Source organism: Sulfitobacter dubius, from assembly GCF_900113435.1.
Taxonomy (GTDB): domain Bacteria; phylum Pseudomonadota; class Alphaproteobacteria; order Rhodobacterales; family Rhodobacteraceae; genus Sulfitobacter; species Sulfitobacter dubius.
In genome coordinates, this window is record NZ_FOPG01000004.1 from 1 (window position 1) to 17,399 (window position 17,399).

The window sequence follows — 17,399 nt, forward strand, 5'->3', positions numbered from 1 at the left end:
GCCGCCACGCCGATGGCTGAGCGCGCGCTTGATCTGCTAGAACGCTACGCCCCCGGCACCCGCGCCCGTATCCTCGACCGCCATGTGGTGACACCCGCGATGCTGGAAGCCGACAACCCCAACCTCATTGGCGGCGATCAGGTCTGCGGCAGCCACCACCTGCACCAGCATTTCCTGAACCGCCCCGCCCGCGGCTTTGCCGATGGCAGCACGCCGATCAGAGGGCTTTACCACACCGGTGCCGCTGTTTGGCCCGGAGGTGGCACAGGGGCAGGGCCCGGCACCTTGCTCGCCCAAAAACTCGCCGGAAAATAACAATAAAAACCAAAATAACCATTTCTCAGGGAGAGAAAGATAATGAAACTATCCAGACGTAGCCTACTCAAGACCAGCGCCGCGGCGGCAACCTTTGCCACTGTCGGCCTGCCCAGCTTTGCCCAAGAAATCGATGAATTGGTCATCGCCTATAACGTCAACCTGCCCAGTTGGGATCCGACAGTGGGTCCTTCGGCGGTGAACCCAACAATCCAAGGGTTCTATCAGTCGATCTTTGATCTCTATATCCCGCAGAACCCTGACCTGTCCTTCGGCCAAGGCTTGATCACCGACTACGGTTGGAATGACGATCAGACCAAAATTTGGATGGAGGTCCGCGACGGGGTGACATGGCACAACGGCGATCCTTTCACCGCCGAAGATATTGCATGGTCGCTTGAACGTGCCGCGAATGCCGAGACAGGCAACCCGATCCAATTTATCTGGGGCAAGGTCGAAAACATCACCGCCGAGGGCAACCGTGTCACGGCGGATGTTAAGGAATATGAGCCGACGTTCTTTAAGTGGATGTCATTTCTTACCGGCTATGTGCTGCCCAAGAAGTACTACGAGGAAGTCGGCGCAGACGGGTTTGAGGCCGCGCCCATTGGCACCGGCCCCTATATGGTCGAGAAGTTTGAACGCAACGCTTTCGTGCGGTTGAAAGCGAACGAGAATTACTGGGGCGGCGCACCCGCATTCAAAAGTGTGACGATCAAATTCGTGACCGACGCGGCCTCTCGCGTGGCGGAGATTGAATCGGGCAACAGCCATGTCACGCTCGAAGTGCCATACGAAGAGTTCGACCGCCTGAAAGCCAAAGACGGTATCGAAGGCGTGGCCGAGCCGATTTCCGACATCGGGATGATCTTTCTTAACGACATCGATGTGATGACAGACCCGAACGTGCGTAAAGCCGCAGCGCTGGCGATCGACAAGGGTCTTATCATCGAACGGCTGCTGTCGGGCTACGGCGTGGCAATCGACACGATGCAGACCCCAGACTATGCCGCCTATGATGAGACCATCACCGTCGGTCATGACATGGAAAAGGCGAAAGAACTATTGGCAGAGTCGGGCTATAGCGTCGATAATCCAGTGAAGTTCAAAATCCAGACCACTAAGGGCTTCAAGCCTAAGGATTACGAGATGGTGCAGGCCATCGTCGGGCTTTGGCGCAAGGTCGGGATCGAGGCCGAGATCGAGGTCTATGAGATCGCCAAACACTACGAGTTGCGCGCGGCGGATACGCTGGCACCGGCGGCCTTCTACAACTGGGGCAATTCGGTGGGCGATCCGACGACCTCGACCGGCTTTGCCATGTTCGGCCCCTCGCCGCATTCGGTCTGGGACGGGGAAGAAACCTTCAACATGATCCTGCCGCTTTGGGGCGAGAAGGACGAGGCCAAGCGCATCGAAGGTTGGAAAGCCGTTGACCGTCATATCGCCGAGAACGCTGAGGTGATCCCGCTGCTGCAATATGTCCAGCCGATCCTGCATGTCTCGGGCGTCAATGTGGTGCCGCACCGTTCAGGCGCGCTGCTGCCGCATCTGATGACGCGCGCCTAACGCAAGCCGGATTTGACGGGGCGGCGTTTGTCGCCCCGTCACCCCAACCTTCAGAGGTAAAATGACCCTATTGCGTAATATATTGATGCGGCTTCTTAGCACCGCCATCACGCTCTTTGGTGTGGCCGTGATCATCTTTGTGGTGATCCGTGTCGTGCCGGGCAACCCCATCGCCATGATGCTCCCCCCCGGCGCGACAGAGGCCGATATCGCCCGGCTTCAGGCGCAATATGGGTTTGATAAGTCGATCTTTGAACAGTTCATGATCTGGCTGCGTGGGGTGGTTCAGGGTGACTTCGGCACATCGATCTCGCTGCGCCAGCCGGTCAGTTCGTTAGTATTAAACCGTCTGCCCGCAACGCTGGAGCTAAGCATCGTCGCCTTGCTGATTGCGGTGGTGATCGGCGGCACCATGGCGCTGACAGGCACGCGCTGGCGCAATACCCGCAAGGAGGGTGCCATTGATGTCTCAACTGGCATGGCCCTGTCGATCCCGGATTTCCTTTGGGGGTTGGTGTTGATCCTGCTCTTTGGCGTGCTTTGGCCGGTGTTTCATATCTCGGGACGCATTTCCCCCGCGCTCGACATTGATTTCACCACCAACTTTTACCTTTTCGAAGCCCTGCTGCGGCTGCGTTTTGACGTGTTGGGCGATCTGATCGGCCATATGTTCATGCCCGCGCTGGCGCTAGCAATCCCGCTGTCGGCGATCATTGCGCAGCTGCTCAAGCAAAGCCTGAAAGAAACCATGCATCTTGATTACGTTACCCTGTCGCGCACCCATGGCTATGGCGAACACCATGTCATTACCCGGGACGCGTTGCCCAATGCGATCTTGCCAACGCTCACGCTGGTGGGCGTGCAGTTCACCTTTCTGATCGGCGGCACTGTCATCATCGAGCGGCTGTTCAGCTACGAAGGTTTGGGCAATATGGCCATCGACGCTGTGATCAACCGCGACCTGCCGTTGATCCAAGGGATCGTGATCTTGTTCGCGCTGATTTTCACCCTCGTGAACCTAGCTGTCGATATGCTCTATGTGGTGTTGAACCCAAGGTTGCGCCATGCGTGATGCGAGAGGTGATGTAAAACGCCCCATCGGGCTGCGGCTTTGGCTGTCGGGCGGGTGGCTGATCCTGCTGGTGCTGGCCGCTTTGCTCGCACCGTGGATCGCCCCGCAGGATCCGCTGGCGCAGGATCTCTTCACGTCACGCCTGCCGCCATTTTGGGAGGCAGGGGCCGAGCCGGGCTATTGGCTGGGGTCGGATTCGCTGGGCCGCGATGTGCTGAGCCGTATCATCCACGGCGCGCGTCTGGCGCTGATTGTGGCGCTGGTGGCGGGCACGCTAACCTGCGTGATCGGCACGGCGTTGGGGTTGATCGCGGGCTACTATCGCGGCTGGCCGGATCGGATCATCAGCCGCTTTGTCGACATCTGGATGGCCTTCCCGCCGGTGCTGTTTGCCATTCTGCTGATCGCGGTTCTGGGCACCGGCCTTACTTCTATCATCATCGCCATCGTGGTGATCGACTGGACCCGTTTTGCCCGCGTGATCCGGGCCGAAGCGATGACCCAAGGCGCGATGGATTATGTCGCCTCTGCCCAAGTGGCGGGGCGCAAACGGATGGGAACGATGCTAACCGAGATCTTGCCGAATGTGCTGCCCACGATCATTGCGCTGCTGACGCTAGAGATGGGGATTGCCGTGATCGTCGAAGCGATCCTGAGCTTCGTGAACCTGTCGATCTCGACCGATAGCCCCACGTGGGGGGGCATGATCTCTGAAGGGCGCACCTCGGTCCATCAGGCGTGGTGGGTGCTGGTCTTTCCGCTGATCACATTGTTTCTGACGGTGCTCAGCTTCTCTCAACTAGGCGAAGGGTTGAAAGACCGCTTTGATCCGGTGCTGCGATGAATGCCTTTCTGGAAATCCGCAACCTCTGCGTTACGCTGAAAGGCGGCGCGCCGATCCTGCGCAATGTCTCGCTCAGCGTGTCGGCGGGGCAGGTGCATGGGCTGGTAGGCGAAAGCGGCGCGGGCAAGTCGATGATCGGCAAGGCGGTGCTGGGCACTCTGCCGCGTGCGCTTGCGGTGACGCGGGGCGAGATCTGGCTTGATGGGGTCGATCTGCAAACCCTGCGCCCGGCTGAACGTCGCCGCCGTATCGGCGCATCGGCGGCGCTGATCCCACAAGACCCGCTGACCGCACTCAACCCCGCCCGGCGCATCGGGCCGCAGATCACCCGGCGGCTGGTGGATATCCTCGGCTGGTCCCGCGCCGATGCTGAAGCCCGTGCACTGGAGCTGTTGGCTGAGGTCCAGATCCCCGACCCGGCGCGCGTGATGCGCAGCTACCCGCATGAGCTGTCGGGCGGTATGCGCCAGCGCATCCTGATTGCTGCCGCCTTTGCTGCCGAGCCGAAACTTATCATCGCAGATGAACCGACGACGGCGCTCGATGTGACGGTGCAAAAGCAGATCCTGCGACTGATAGCCGACATGCAGACGCGCCATGGGACGGCGCTTTTGTTCGTGACCCACGACCTTGGCGTCGTGTCCAAGGTCTGCGACACGCTCAGCGTGCTTTATGCGGGCAAGGTCGTGGAAGAGGCGCAGATGCGGCGGTTTTTCATGCATCCTATACATCCCTATTCGGCGGCACTCTTGGCGGCGACACCAAGTTACAAAGACCCCGAAGGGTCGCTGACCCCGGTGCCGCAATCGGTGATCGATCAGGTCGAGCGCGAAGTGACGGACCATGACCGGAGGGCGGGCCTTTGATGTACCAAGTAAGAGACCTGCGACTGTCTTTCCCAGACATGACCCGCAAACCGCTGTTCGGCGCGGCCCCACGGATCGAAATCCTGCGCGGGCTCAGCTTCGATGTGTCGAAAGGTGCTGTGCTCGGCATCGTCGGTGGTTCGGGTTCGGGCAAATCCACATTGGGCCGCACCATGCTGCGGCTGTTGGAGCCGACGGGCGGCAGCATCACCTTCAATGGGCGCGACATTACCCATTTGGAGGAGGACGCCTTGCGCCCGATGCGTGCGCAGATGCAGATGATCTTTCAAGACCCGATGTCCTCGCTCAACCCGCGTCGGCAGGTGGGGGGCATCATCGCCGGTCCGCTGCGGGTGCAGGGGCATGACGGCATTCCCGCCAAAGTGACCGAGGCGCTGGACATGGTGGGGCTGCCGCGCAGTTTCGCCAATCGCTATCCCCATGAACTCTCAGGCGGGCAGCGCCAGCGGGTCGGCATTGCGCGCGCCATTGCGCTTAGGCCCGAATTTATCCTCGCGGATGAGATCGTCTCAGGGCTTGATGTGTCCTCTCAAGCGCAGGTGCTGAACCTCTTGCAGGAACTGGTGCGCGAATTGGGGCTGACCTTGGCCTTTATCAGCCATGATATGTCGGTGATCCGGCGGCTTTGTGATCAGATCATCGTGCTCTATCAGGGGGAGATTGTGGAGCAGGCGCAAACCGCAGACCTCTTTGCCGCGCCACAGGCGGAATACACCCGCACGCTGCTAGATGCGATTCCGTTGCCTGACCCGGATCAAGTCTGGGCCTGACATGTAGAAATCATTGACGAAAAGGCTGGGGCCGAGTTTCTTGCTCGGCGCTATGCCGCCGTCTTTGGCTTACGCGAGGCAACGTCTTGCATGTACTCTCTGTTTTCGATTGATTACTTTTCAATCAGAACACGAACTTCCAAACAACGGAGAGTCACCATGAAATTTCGCACCACACTTGCATCCTCTGCACTGGCGCTCGGCCTTGCCTTTCAGGCGCAGGCCGCCGATGTGCCTGAGGGCGTGAACCTTGCCGAAGATCAAAACTACACCTTCTGGCTGCTCGACGCGATCAAGTCGATGGACCCGCAAATCAACACCGACGTCGAAGGTTCTGACGTGCTGCGCAACCTCTTTGAGGGGCTCTACAACGAAGACGGCAACGGGGAGCTGGTCCCCGGGGTCGCGCTCGACCATGAGGTCTCGGAAGACGGCAAGACCTATACGTTCAACCTGCGCAAGGATGCCAAGTGGTCGAACGATGAGCCGGTCACCGCCAACGACTTCGTCTATTCTTGGCGTCGTCTGGCTGACCCGGCGACCGCGTCGGAATACGCCTGGTACATGGAGCTGATGCAGGTCGAAAACGCGCCTGAGATCATCGCAGGCGACACATCCCCCGAAGAGCTGGGGATCCGCGCGGTCGACGATCACACTCTTGAGGTCAAGATCACCACGCCGCTGCCCTATTTCCCGCAAATGTTGGTGCATGGCTCAACCTTCCCCGTGCTGCAAAGTGCTGTCGAAGAGCATGGCGATGACTGGACCGATGCGGGCACGCTCGTCGGCAACGGCGCTTATAAACTGGTCGAGCATCAGTTGGGCGAACGTGTCGTGATGGAGAAGAACGACACCTATTGGGATGCCGACAACGTCGTGATGGAAACGATCACCGCGCTCACGATCAATGACGTGAACCAAGCGCTGACCCGCTATCTTGCCGGTGAGCTGGACCGCGTGGATATCCCCGCCGGGCAGTACCCGCGTCTGAAGAAAGAATACCCCGAACAGGCGGTCTCAACCCCTTATAACTGCTCCTACATCTACATGCTGAACGTGGGTGAGAAGGGACCGGAGGCGTTGAAAAACGTCAATGTGCGCAAAGCCTTGGCTTATGCCATCGACCGCGACATCATCGTGGAACGTATCCTGCAAGGCGGGCAGAAGCCGTCCTACAACTGGACCCACTGGGCGATTGCTGATTTTGAGCGTCCCGAGTTGGATTGGGCCGACAACATGGATCAGGCGCAGCGTGTGGAAAAGGCTAAGGAATTGCTGGCCGAAGCAGGCTATGGCCCCGACAACCCACTTGATCTGACGCTGCAATATAACACGTCGGAAGATCACAAAAAGATCGCCATCGCGGCCTCGCAGATGCTCAAGCAGATCGGCGTGAACCTCACGCTGGATAACTACGAGTGGAAGGTCCACACCGACCGGATGCAGAACCAAGACTACGATATGGCGCGCTATGCGTGGTGCGGGGACTACAACGAGGCCTCGACTTACCTTGATCTGCTGACCTCCTACTCGGGTCACAACAACGGCGAGTTCTATAATGATGCCTATGACAAGCTCATGAAGGACAGCAAAACCGCCGAGGATCCGCAGCCGCTTTATCAAGAGGCCGAGAAGATCTTGGCCGAGGAAATGCCGATCATCCCGATCTACCACTACGCCAACGTCGACATGATCGCGGAAGACATCGAAGGTCTGCCAGAGAACAACGTAAACAACACGTGGTACGGCAAAGACCTCTATCGTACCGCGGAGTAACCTCTCGACATTCGGGCAGCCCGGCGGTTAAGGCACGGGCTGCCCGATTCTATTCTACACCCCCACAACCCCCCGTATCCGGAGCGCACGCCTCTTGCTCAGTTACATTCTCAAGCGCCTTGCGATTGCGATCCCGACACTTTTGGTGTTGATCGTGATTTCCTTCCTGCTGATGCATTCCGCCCCCGGCGGGCCGTTCACATCCGAGCGGGAACTGCCGCCGCAGGTGCTGGCGAACCTCAATGCGAAATACGGGTTGGATGATCCGTTGTGGAAGCAGATCGGCAGTTATGTCTGGGGCATCGTCTCTGACTTCGATTTCGGGCCAAGCTTTGTCTACAAAGACCGTTCCGTGAATGAGATCATTGCCCAAGGTTTCCCGATCACACTGACCTATGGGCTGTTGTCCTTTGCCGTGGCGGTGATTGTTGGCGTTGGCCTTGGCGTGGCCGCCGCCGTGCGGCACAACTCGCTGCTCGATTATGTCGCGGTTGGGGTTTCCATCGGGGCGCAGGTGCTGCCGAACTTCGTCATGGCACCGATCCTCGTGCTGGTCTTCACGCTCTGGCTCGGCTGGTTGCCCGGTGGTGGCTGGCAGGGGCCGGAATATTGGATCATGCCGGTGATCGCGCTGTCGACGTCTTTCATGGCCTCCATCGCGCGGATCACGCGCTCGTCGATGTTGGAGGTGCTGACCTCGAACCACATCCGCACCGCCCGCGCCAAGGGCCTGCCCGAGCGCCGGGTGATCCTGCGCCATGCGCTGAAACCCGCGATGCTGCCAGTGATTTCCTATCTGGGGCCCGCTTTCGTGGCGATGATCACGGGCTCCGTCGTGGTCGACATCTATTTTTCGACAGGTGGCATCGGCAAAGCCTTTGTCGATTCTGCGCTGAACCGCGACTACGCGGTGATGATGGGGGTGACGATCCTCGTCGGCGCGCTGACCATCTTCTTTAACCTCGTGGTCGATATCCTCTACGGATGGATCGACCCCAAGATCCGGTACTGACATGGTGATGACATCCGAACAACGGGTCGAAGCCAGCGAGCTTGCGGGCAAGGGGCGTTCCCCTTGGGCCGACGCGCGGCGGCGGTTCTTCCGCAACAAGGCGGCGCTGATGGGTCTGGTGATCCTCGGCTTCGTCGTGGCCTTCGCACTTTTTGGCAACAGCCTCGCGCAATGGTCGAACGAGGAACTCGACTACAACGTCATGGGCCAGATCGTCGAACTGGGCGGACCGTCCTTCGAGAGTGGCCATTACTTCGGCACCGACGATTTGGGCCGCGACCTCTTTGCGCGCACCGTGCAGGGCACCCAGATCAGCCTCGCCGTGGGCCTCGTCGGCGCGTTGATCGCCTGCGTCGTCGGCACGCTCTACGGCGCGGTGGCGGGCTATTTCGGCGGGCGCACCGACAGCATCATGATGCGGCTTGTCGATATCTTCATGGCCGTACCCTATATGTTCGTGCTGATCCTGCTCTTGGTGATGTATGGCCGCTCGATCACCATCCTCTTCGCCGGTGTCGGGCTGATTTCATGGATGGAGATGGCCCGCATCGTGCGGGGCCAGACCCTGACCATCAAGGGCCGCGAGTTTGTCGAAGCTGCCCGCGCCACCGGCGTTTCGGCCCCGGTCATCATCCTGCGCCATATCGTGCCCAACCTCTTGGGCGTGATCGCGGTTTACGCCACGCTGCTGGTCCCGCTGATGATCCTGACGGAAAGCTTCATCTCTTTTCTCGGGCTTGGCATTCAGGAACCGTTGACCTCGCTGGGGGCGCTGATCTCCGAAGGGGCGGGCACCATCGCCTATGGCACCACTTGGCAGTTGGGTTTTCCGCTGCTGTTCTTTTGTCTCACGCTCTTTGGCCTGTTCTTCATCGGCGACGGATTGCGTGACGCCCTCGACCCCAAGGATCGCTGATGTCTCTGCTGGAAATCGACAAGCTCAAAGTCACTTTCGAGGGCGACGACGGCCCCGTTCACGCGGTCAACGACCTGTCGCTCTCGATCAACCGAGGCGAGACCCTCGGCATTGTCGGCGAAAGCGGCTCGGGCAAGAGCCAGACCGCCTTCTCGATCATGGGGCTGCTCGCGCCAAATGGGCGCACGGGCGGGTCGGTGCGCTTTGACGGGCAGGAGATTTTGGGCGCGAAGCCGAAAGTTTTGAACAAGATCAGGGCTGAGCGGATTGCGATGATCTTTCAAGATCCGATGACTTCGCTCAATCCTTACATGCGCATCGCGGACCAGATGACCGAGGTGCTTACCCTGCACCACGGCCTGTCCAAACGCGCAGCATTGGCTGAATCGGTACGGATGCTCGACGCGGTGAAGATCCCGGCTGCCAAGGAACGCATCCGCCTCTTCCCCCATGAGTTTTCCGGCGGGATGCGCCAGCGGGTAATGATCGCCATGTCGCTGCTGTGCAAGCCCGACCTGCTGATCGCGGATGAGCCGACCACCGCGCTTGATGTGACTGTGCAGGCGCAGATCATGGACCTTTTGGGCGATTTGCAACAGGATTTCGGCATGGCCACGATCCTTATTACCCATGACCTTGGCGTCGTTGCTGGATTCTGCGAGCGGGTGCTGGTGATGTACGGTGGTCGCGTGATGGAGCAAGGCCCGACCGAGCCGCTCTTTGCCGAGCCGACGCATCCCTACACTCGTGGCCTGCTGGCCGCCGTGCCGCGGGTCGATGACGAAGACGCCACCATGAAGGCGATCCCCGGCAACCCGCCGAACATGGCCGCGCCGCCCCAAGGCTGCCCGTTCCGCCCACGCTGCACCTACGCAGGCGAAGATTGCCGCGTGATGCCACCCCTTGCGCCTTTTGCCGCAGGCCGCGCCCGTGCCTGCCACCGCCCGATTGCGGAGGTCACCGCATGAGCCCGCTTCTCTCAGTGTGCGATCTGCACGTTCGTTTCCCCATCACCCGCGCTGGCGACATGCCTTGGACGAAACCGCGCTATCTGCACGCGGTCAACGGGGTGAGCTTTGATCTGGAGCCCGGCAAGACGCTTGGCGTGGTCGGTGAATCCGGCTGTGGTAAATCCACCCTCGCGCGGGGTTTGATCCAAATGGTCCCGGCGACGGGGCAGGTGAACTGGCGCGGAGAGACCGATTTGTTGTCGCTGAGCCCACGGCAGATGAAGCCCTACCGCTCTGAGATTCAGATGGTGTTCCAAGACCCGCTCGCCTCTCTCAACCCGCGCATGACGCTGGGGCAGATCATCGCAGAACCGCTTCGGACCCACCGGCCAGACGTTTCGGCGAAGGAGCGCCGCGCCCGCGTGGCACAGATGATGGAGCGTGTGGGCCTGCTGCCGCAAATGATCAATCGCTACCCGCATGAATTCTCGGGCGGGCAGTGTCAGCGTATCGGCATCGCCCGTGCTCTGATCGTTGAGCCAAAACTCCTGATCTGCGACGAGCCGGTTTCAGCCCTTGATGTATCGATTCAGGCGCAGGTGATTGAACTGCTCAAAGAGTTGCAGCGCGATCTGGGGCTGGCGATGATCTTTATCGCCCATGACCTCAGCGTGGTGAAGAACATTTCGGACGAGGTCATGGTGCTCTATCTCGGACGAATCATGGAAAAGGCCCCCAAGGCGGAACTCTACGACAATCCGCAGCACCCCTATACGCAGGCCTTGCTGTCCGCCGTGCCGATCCCCGATCCGGTGGCTGAACGCGCCAAAAAGATCGTGCCGATGACTGGCGATATGCCGTCACCGATGAACCCGCCTTCGGGCTGTGTCTTTCGTGGCCGCTGCCCCCGCGCACAGGCAGATTGCGCCGAGGTGATACCAGAGGCGGGCAGCGATGAGCATCAGGTGGCTTGCATCCATCCCGGCCCGATGCGGGAAAAAGAAATGACAGCAGGGAACTAACGCCCTTCTGTTGATTTAAACCCCTTTATAACAACGTGCTACCCACACTCTTGCAATCGGGCAGCGACTTCTCATCCTAAGAAAATGATATACGTCTATCAAAAATGATTGACGTATATCAAAATATCCTCATAGATAGGGTCAAGACGCGCCGCTTGGGAGGGTTGGCGCGATGGGGGAGGGATCATGACAAGTCCAACGCTGAGCGATGTCGCACGTGCTGCCGGGGTGAGCTATGCCACCGCAGACCGGGTGATCAATAATCGCGGCAATGTGGCTGAGAAGTCCATCGCTAAGGTGCGCGAAGCGGTCACCTCTCTTGGCTATGTGCGCAATGTTGCGGCGGCCAACCTGTCGCGGGGTCGCATCTACCGGCTCGCATTTTTGATCCCCCGCGGTTCCAACGCTTTCTTCAACCGTATCCGCCAGCACATCGACCACGCCGCCGCCCATCAGGCCAGCGAGCGTGTGACCGCCGAGGTGATCGAGGTTGCAGCCTTCGCGGTAGAAGGGCTGCAAGACAGTATCTTGGCCCTGCTTGAGCGCGATTTCGACGGTGTTGCCATCGTCGGGCTGCAAAGCGCTGCGCTCGAGGCGCCTTTGGCCGAATTGCGCGCCAAAGGGGTGGCCGTGGTGGGCCTTGTCTCCGACCTGCCACACGCCGCCCGCGCGGCCTATATCGGCATCGACAACATCGCCGCCGGGCGCACCGCTGGCCGGATGGTAGGCCTTGCCCACGGCGGGCAGGGTGGGAAGGTGCAAACTTTTGCAGGTTCGCTCAACGCGCGCGACCACGCAGAGCGCCTTGCTGGTTTTCGCGAAGTGCTCAGCGCCGATTTCCCGCAGATTACGGTGCTTGATCCGATCATGACCAAGGACGAAGCGCAGGTCCTTCAAGCGCAGATGCAAAAGGTGCTAAGCCAGCAAGGGCTGACAGCGATTTATAACGTCGGCGCGGGTAACAGTGGCCTAATCGCAGCGCTTGATGGCGATCAGGGAACACGCCCCTTTTGTGTGGTGCATGAACTTGTCGCCCATTCCCGCCAAGCACTGATGGCGCGACAGATTGACCTGGTCATTGACCAGCGCCCAGACGTTGAAATCAACCGCGCCTTTACCGTCCTGCGCGCCCTGATTGACGCGAAAGATTTGCCACCGATGCCGGACCTCGTTCCGACAGTTTATGTGCGGGACAATCTGCCCGCCGACACATTGACCGATAAGATGAAAGCCCAAGACACATGAGTGATTTCTTCAAAGATATTAAGCCACTTTCCTATGATCCAGACGGGTCTGATCTGGGCTTTCGCCACTACAACCCCGACGAAGTGTTTATGGGCAAGCGGATGGAAGACCACCTGCGTTTTGCCGTGGCCTATTGGCATTCCTTTGCGTGGCCCGGCGGCGATCCCTTCGGCGGCCAGACATTCGACCGCCCGTGGTTTGGCGAGACGATGGACATGGCACGCCTCAAGGCCGATGTGGCGTTTGAGATGTTCGACCTTTTGAACGCGCCTTTTTTCTGCTGGCACGATGCCGATATCCGCCCCGAAGGCGATACATTCGCCGAGAGCCTGCGTAATTTCGAAGAGATCATCGACTACCTCGGCACCAAGATGGAAAGCTCCAAGACCAAGCTGCTTTGGGGCACGGCGAACCTCTTTGGTCACCGCCGCTTCATGTCGGGCGCGGCCACAAACCCCGACCCGGAGATTTTCGCTTGGTCCGCCGCCACGGTCAAAGCCTGCATGGATGCGACCCACAAGCTGGACGGCCAGAACTATGTGCTTTGGGGCGGGCGCGAGGGCTATGAAACCCTGCTGAACACCGACCTGAAACGCGAACGCCAGCAGGCCGGGCGGTTCTTGCAGATGGCGGTGGAGTACAAACACAAGATCGGCTTCAAAGGCGCCATTCTGGTGGAGCCGAAGCCGCAAGAGCCGACCAAACACCAGTATGATTTCGACGTCGCCACCGTTTACGGTTTCCTTAAGGAGTTCGGGCTTGAGAGCGAGGTTCAGATGAATATCGAACAAGGCCACGCGATCCTTGCGGGCCATTCGTTCGAACATGAATTGGCGCTGGCGTCCTCTCTGGGCATTTTCGGCTCCATCGACATGAACCGCAATGACTACCAGTCGGGCTGGGACACCGACCAGTTCCCCAACAACGTCCCCGAGGTCGCGCTGGCCTATTACGAGGTGCTGAAAGCGGGCGGTTTCACTACCGGCGGCACCAATTTCGACGCCAAGCTGCGGCGGCAATCGCTTGACCCGGTCGATCTGGTCGCGGCCCATGCAGGCGCGATGGATGTCTGCGCGCGGGGCTTCAAAGCCGCCGTCGCGATGTTGGAGGATGGCACGCTCGAGGCCATGCGCGATGAACGCTACGCGGGGTGGGAGAGCCCCGACGCCAAGGCGATGCTGGAGGGTGATCTGGCCAGCATCGCGGCGCAGGTTGCCAAAGACGGCATCAATCCGCAGCCCCGCTCGGGCCGGCAGGAAATTCTAGAGAATATCGTGAACCGGTTCGTTTGAGCCGGGGAAAGGGAGGACCACCATGAAAACGATCAAGGGACCAGCGCTGTTTCTGGCGCAGTTTGCAGGCGACGAAGCGCCCTTCAACTCTTGGGACAGCATCACCAAATGGGCCGCCGATTGTGGCTACAAAGGCGTGCAGGTGCCCAGTTGGGACGCGCGGCTGATCGACTTGGCCAAAGCGGCGTCGAGCAAGGATTACTGCGATGAGTTCAAGGGCAAGGCAGTCGAGAACGGCGTAGAGGTCACCGAACTTTCGACCCACCTTCAGGGCCAATTGGTCGCGGTGCACCCGGCCTATGACACCGCATTCGATGGCTTCGCCGCAGAGGAAGTGCGCGGCAATCCGAAGGCGCGTCAGGAATGGGCGGTCGAGCAGGTGAAGATGGCGCTTTCGGCGTCAAAGAACATGGGCATCGGCGCACATGCGACCTTCTCGGGCGCGCTGGCTTGGCCCTATGTCTACCCATGGCCACAGCGACCAGCAGGGTTGATCGAGACGGCCTTTGATGAGTTGGCCGCGCGTTGGCTGCCGATCTTGAACCACGCCGAAGACTGCGGTGTCGATGTCTGTTATGAAATCCACCCCGGCGAAGACCTGCATGACGGCATCACCTATGAGATGTTCTTGGAACGCACGGGCAATCACGCGCGGGCCAACATGCTCTATGACCCCAGTCACTACGTCCTGCAATGCCTTGATTATATTGATAACATCGACATCTACAAAGACCGGATCAAGATGTTCCACGTCAAGGATGCTGAGTTCAATCCGACAGGGCGTCAGGGGGTCTATTCTGGCTATCAAAGCTGGACAGACCGCGCCGGGCGGTTCCGGTCGCTGGGCGACGGGCAGGTTGATTTCGGCGCGGTCTTTTCCAAAATGGCCGCCAATGATTTCGATGGCTGGGCCGTGGTGGAATGGGAATGCTGCCTCAAGCATCCCGAAGACGGCGCGCGCGAAGGGGCGCAATTCGTCTCCGATCACATCATCCGCGTGACCGACAAAGCCTTTGACGACTTCGCCGATGGCGGCACCGATGAGGCGGCAAACCGCAAGATGCTGGGGATCGACTGATGGCACGTATTCGACTTGGCATGGTGGGCGGCGGCAATGACGCCTTTATCGGCGGGGTGCACCGCATCGCCTCACGCATCGACGACCGGTTTGAACTGGTCGCAGGCGCGCTGTCTTCGACCCCCGAGAAATCCGCCGCGAGTGCGGAGGCTTTGGGCATCCCGCGCTCCTACGGCAGTTTCGAAGAGATGGCCGAGGCCGAAGCCGCCCGCGAAGACGGGATCGATGCGGTCTCGATCGTCACGCCCAACCACGTTCATGCCGCTGCCGCGAAGGCTTTCTTGGCCAAGGGCATCCATGTGATCTGCGACAAGCCCCTGACCTCCACATTGGAGGATGCGGAGGCGTTGGCGGCCAGCGTCGCGGAGGCCGAGGCGCTTTTCATCCTCACCCACAATTACACCGGCTATCCGATGATCCGCCAAGCGCGGGCCATGGTGGCGTCGGGTGATCTGGGCGATATCCGCATCGTTCAGGCAGAGTACCCGCAGGATTGGCTGACCGCTCCGATGGAGAACGAAGGCGTCAAACAGGCCGAATGGCGGACCGATCCCGCACGCTCCGGCGCGGGCGGCTCTGTGGGCGACATCGGCACTCATGCGCATAACCTTGCGTGCTTTGTAAGCGGCTTGCAGGTCGAAAGCATCGCCGCCGATCTGCAAAGCTGGGGCAAGGGGCGCAAGCTGGATGACAACGCCCATATGATGCTGCGTTTTGCTGGCGGCGCGCGCGGCATGCTGTGGTCAAGCCAAGTCGCCCCCGGCAACGAAAACGCGCTGAAGCTGCGGGTCTATGGGGAAAAAGGAGGTCTGGAGTGGTCGCAGGAGGACCCGAACTATCTCTGGTTCACGCCATTGGGAGAGCCGAAGCGTCTGATCACCCGCAACGGAGCAGGGGCGTCGGAGGCCTCGCAATCCGTGAGCCGCATTCCCGGCGGCCACCCCGAAGGTTACCTCGAAGGGTTCGCCACAATCTATAACGAAGCCGCCGATGCGATCCGCGCGGTGCAGGGCGGTGCCAGCCGCGAAAGCGCCATGGGCGTGCTCCCGGGCATCGCGGAGGGGATGGACGGAATGCGTTTCATCAACGCCTGCGTCACCTCCTCGGCCAATGATGCGGCGTGGACCAAGCTATGAGTGCCACCCCCGTTCTTGCCCTGCGCGACGTGAGCAAAAGCTTCGGCTCGATCGAAGTGCTGCACGGCGTGACCCTCGCGCTGGAGCCGGGGACCGTTCATGCGCTGATCGGTGAGAACGGGGCGGGCAAATCGACGACGATGAAGATCATGGCGGGCTATCAACTGCCCAGCAAGGGCGATGTGCAACTCGACGGCGCGCCGGTGCGGTTCAACAGTCTGCACGAGGGCGAGATGGCCGGGATCGTGATGATCCATCAAGAGTTCAATTTGGCCGAGCAGTTGACGGTTGAGCAAAATATCTTTCTGGGACGCGAGTTGAAACGCGGGCCGCTGCTCGACAAAGCTGAGATGCGGCGGCGCACGCGGGACTATCTTGACCGGGTAGCCTGCAACGTGTCCCCGGATGCGCTGGTGTCAAGCCTGTCGAACTCCGACAAACAGATGGTCGAAATCGCCAAAGCCCTGTCGCGCGATGCGCGGGTGTTGATCATGGACGAGCCGACGGCGGTACTGACCAAACGCGAAACCGATGTGCTGTTCAAACAGGTCGCGGCGCTGCGCGCGGCGGGCACGGCAGTTCTGTTCACCTCGCATAAACTCGATGAAGTGGCCGAGATCTCGGACCATGTCACCATCATGCGCGACGGGGCAGTTGTGCATTCGGGGCCAAGCTCGGACATCAGCGAAGACGAAATGGCCACCGCCATGGTGGGCCGCGATGTATCCGACCTCTACCCCGCCAAACCCGGCGTGGAGCGGGGCGCGCCGGAGGTGCTCTCGGTTGAAAACCTCAGCGTGCCGGGCTTTGCCAGCAACGTCTCATTTTCGCTGCGACAGGGCGAGATCTTGGGGCTGGGCGGGCTCATCGGCTCGGGCCGGACAGAGGTGATGGAAGGGCTGGCGGGGCTGCGACCGGCGACGTCCGATCGTGTCACGCTTTTCGGCCAGCCGCTGCAATTCAAACAACCCAGCGACGCGCAGCAGGCCGGGCTGTGCTACCTCACCGAAGACCGCAAGCTGCGCGGGCTGCTGCTGGAACGCGGTATGCGCGAGAACCTGACGCTGCAGAACCTCCATAAGTTCGGCGGCTTCCTGATCGACCGAGGCGCCGAGGAAACGGCGCTGACCCATGCGATCAGCGAGTTCGACATTCGCGCGGGCAGCCGTGACGTGCGTGTGGGCAATATGTCGGGCGGCAACCAACAGAAACTGCTGCTGGCCAAGATCATGCTCTCCGAGCCGCGCATCCTGATCGTCGATGAGCCGACGCGAGGCATCGACATCGGCACCAAGCAGCAAATCTATGCCTTTCTGCGTAAACTGGCCGATCAGGGCCACGCCATTATCGTGATCACCTCTGAAATGCCCGAACTCATCGGCCTTGCCGACCGCGTGATGGTCATGCGGTTAGGCGAGGTCAGCGGCACGCTGAACGCAGGTGAGATCACGGAAGACGCGATTGTCCGCCTCTCGATGGGGCTGCGCGCCGAACAAATGCCGATGACGGCCTAAG

Annotated in this window: 15 protein-coding genes and 1 pseudogene; all 16 read left to right on the forward strand. The window is 60.3% G+C overall.

Translation table 11 applies throughout. From position 1 onward, the window contains the following. Nucleotides 1–315 (forward strand): annotated as a pseudogene (locus BM229_RS15925) (NAD(P)/FAD-dependent oxidoreductase); the annotation flags it as partial. A gap of 42 nt (nucleotides 316–357) precedes the next feature. Beyond that, complete coding sequence (locus BM229_RS15930) at nucleotides 358–1,884, forward strand: ABC transporter substrate-binding protein (RefSeq protein ID WP_093928639.1); 1,527 nt, start codon at nucleotides 358–360, stop codon at nucleotides 1,882–1,884. A 61-nt stretch (nucleotides 1,885–1,945) separates the two neighbouring features. After that, entirely contained in the window at nucleotides 1,946–2,956 is a 1,011-nt protein-coding gene (locus BM229_RS15935) for an ABC transporter permease (RefSeq protein WP_167360280.1), read from the forward strand. Next, nucleotides 2,949–3,800 carry an ABC transporter permease gene (locus tag BM229_RS15940; RefSeq protein ID WP_093928641.1) on the forward strand — a complete coding sequence of 284 codons (852 nt, stop codon included), beginning with the start codon at nucleotides 2,949–2,951 and terminating at the stop codon, nucleotides 3,798–3,800. The genes BM229_RS15935 and BM229_RS15940 overlap by 8 nt, the downstream gene beginning before the upstream one ends. Beyond that, nucleotides 3,797–4,666, forward strand: a complete 870-nt coding sequence (locus BM229_RS15945; RefSeq protein WP_093928642.1) for an ABC transporter ATP-binding protein — start codon at nucleotides 3,797–3,799, stop codon at nucleotides 4,664–4,666. Before BM229_RS15940 ends, BM229_RS15945 begins: the two co-directional genes overlap by 4 nt. Next, nucleotides 4,666–5,457: an ATP-binding cassette domain-containing protein gene (locus BM229_RS15950; protein WP_093928643.1), complete on the forward strand. Its 792-nt coding sequence runs from the start codon at nucleotides 4,666–4,668 to the stop codon at nucleotides 5,455–5,457. The genes BM229_RS15945 and BM229_RS15950 overlap by 1 nt, the downstream gene beginning before the upstream one ends. A 159-nt stretch (nucleotides 5,458–5,616) precedes the next feature. After that, nucleotides 5,617–7,233 carry a peptide ABC transporter substrate-binding protein gene (locus BM229_RS15955; protein ID WP_093928644.1) on the forward strand — a complete coding sequence of 539 codons (1,617 nt, stop codon included), beginning with the start codon at nucleotides 5,617–5,619 and terminating at the stop codon, nucleotides 7,231–7,233. A 94-nt stretch (nucleotides 7,234–7,327) separates the two neighbouring features. Next, the gene (gene oppB, locus BM229_RS15960) at nucleotides 7,328–8,245 is read left to right on the forward strand and encodes an oligopeptide ABC transporter permease OppB (RefSeq protein ID WP_093928645.1); all 918 of its coding nucleotides are present in this window, start codon (nucleotides 7,328–7,330) and stop codon (nucleotides 8,243–8,245) included. Nucleotide 8,246: 1 nt separating this feature from the next. Next, nucleotides 8,247–9,161, forward strand: a complete 915-nt coding sequence (locus BM229_RS15965) for an ABC transporter permease subunit (protein WP_093928646.1) — start codon at nucleotides 8,247–8,249, stop codon at nucleotides 9,159–9,161. After that, on the forward strand, nucleotides 9,161–10,129 hold the full coding sequence (locus BM229_RS15970; protein ID WP_093928647.1) for an oligopeptide/dipeptide ABC transporter ATP-binding protein: 969 nt from the start codon (nucleotides 9,161–9,163) through the stop codon (nucleotides 10,127–10,129). The genes BM229_RS15965 and BM229_RS15970 overlap by 1 nt, the downstream gene beginning before the upstream one ends. After that, nucleotides 10,126–11,133, forward strand: coding sequence for an oligopeptide/dipeptide ABC transporter ATP-binding protein (locus tag BM229_RS15975; protein WP_093928648.1), 1,008 nt, complete (start codon nucleotides 10,126–10,128; stop codon nucleotides 11,131–11,133). Before BM229_RS15970 ends, BM229_RS15975 begins: the two co-directional genes overlap by 4 nt. 186 nt (nucleotides 11,134–11,319) lie before the next feature. Beyond that, nucleotides 11,320–12,378, forward strand: a complete 1,059-nt coding sequence (locus BM229_RS15980; protein ID WP_093928649.1) for a LacI family DNA-binding transcriptional regulator — start codon at nucleotides 11,320–11,322, stop codon at nucleotides 12,376–12,378. After that, complete coding sequence (xylA, locus tag BM229_RS15985; RefSeq protein WP_093928650.1) at nucleotides 12,375–13,670, forward strand: xylose isomerase; 1,296 nt, start codon at nucleotides 12,375–12,377, stop codon at nucleotides 13,668–13,670. The genes BM229_RS15980 and xylA overlap by 4 nt, the downstream gene beginning before the upstream one ends. A 22-nt stretch (nucleotides 13,671–13,692) precedes the next feature. Then, complete coding sequence (locus tag BM229_RS15990) at nucleotides 13,693–14,748, forward strand: sugar phosphate isomerase/epimerase family protein (protein ID WP_093928651.1); 1,056 nt, start codon at nucleotides 13,693–13,695, stop codon at nucleotides 14,746–14,748. Continuing rightward, complete coding sequence (locus BM229_RS15995) at nucleotides 14,748–15,884, forward strand: Gfo/Idh/MocA family protein (protein ID WP_093928652.1); 1,137 nt, start codon at nucleotides 14,748–14,750, stop codon at nucleotides 15,882–15,884. Before BM229_RS15990 ends, BM229_RS15995 begins: the two co-directional genes overlap by 1 nt. Beyond that, complete coding sequence (locus BM229_RS16000; protein WP_093928653.1) at nucleotides 15,881–17,398, forward strand: sugar ABC transporter ATP-binding protein; 1,518 nt, start codon at nucleotides 15,881–15,883, stop codon at nucleotides 17,396–17,398. The genes BM229_RS15995 and BM229_RS16000 overlap by 4 nt, the downstream gene beginning before the upstream one ends. The last annotated feature ends 1 nt before the right edge of the window (nucleotide 17,399 follow it).

Bases quoted from the DNA above. Each gene is read 5' to 3' on its own strand.
- BM229_RS15930 (WP_093928639.1), top strand. From the start codon at position 358: ATGAAACTATCCAGACGTAGCCTACTCAAGACCAGCGCCGCGGCGGCA.
- BM229_RS15935 (WP_167360280.1), top strand. From the start codon at position 1,946: ATGACCCTATTGCGTAATATATTGATGCGGCTTCTTAGCACCGCCATC.
- BM229_RS15940 (WP_093928641.1), top strand. From the start codon at position 2,949: ATGCGTGATGCGAGAGGTGATGTAAAACGCCCCATCGGGCTGCGGCTT.
- BM229_RS15945 (WP_093928642.1), top strand. From the start codon at position 3,797: ATGAATGCCTTTCTGGAAATCCGCAACCTCTGCGTTACGCTGAAAGGC.
- BM229_RS15950 (WP_093928643.1), top strand. From the start codon at position 4,666: ATGTACCAAGTAAGAGACCTGCGACTGTCTTTCCCAGACATGACCCGC.
- BM229_RS15955 (WP_093928644.1), top strand. From the start codon at position 5,617: ATGAAATTTCGCACCACACTTGCATCCTCTGCACTGGCGCTCGGCCTT.
- BM229_RS15965 (WP_093928646.1), top strand. From the start codon at position 8,247: ATGGTGATGACATCCGAACAACGGGTCGAAGCCAGCGAGCTTGCGGGC.
- BM229_RS15970 (WP_093928647.1), top strand. From the start codon at position 9,161: ATGTCTCTGCTGGAAATCGACAAGCTCAAAGTCACTTTCGAGGGCGAC.
- BM229_RS15975 (WP_093928648.1), top strand. From the start codon at position 10,126: ATGAGCCCGCTTCTCTCAGTGTGCGATCTGCACGTTCGTTTCCCCATC.
- BM229_RS15980 (WP_093928649.1), top strand. From the start codon at position 11,320: ATGACAAGTCCAACGCTGAGCGATGTCGCACGTGCTGCCGGGGTGAGC.
- xylA (WP_093928650.1), top strand. From the start codon at position 12,375: ATGAGTGATTTCTTCAAAGATATTAAGCCACTTTCCTATGATCCAGAC.
- BM229_RS15990 (WP_093928651.1), top strand. From the start codon at position 13,693: ATGAAAACGATCAAGGGACCAGCGCTGTTTCTGGCGCAGTTTGCAGGC.
- BM229_RS15995 (WP_093928652.1), top strand. From the start codon at position 14,748: ATGGCACGTATTCGACTTGGCATGGTGGGCGGCGGCAATGACGCCTTT.
- BM229_RS16000 (WP_093928653.1), top strand. From the start codon at position 15,881: ATGAGTGCCACCCCCGTTCTTGCCCTGCGCGACGTGAGCAAAAGCTTC.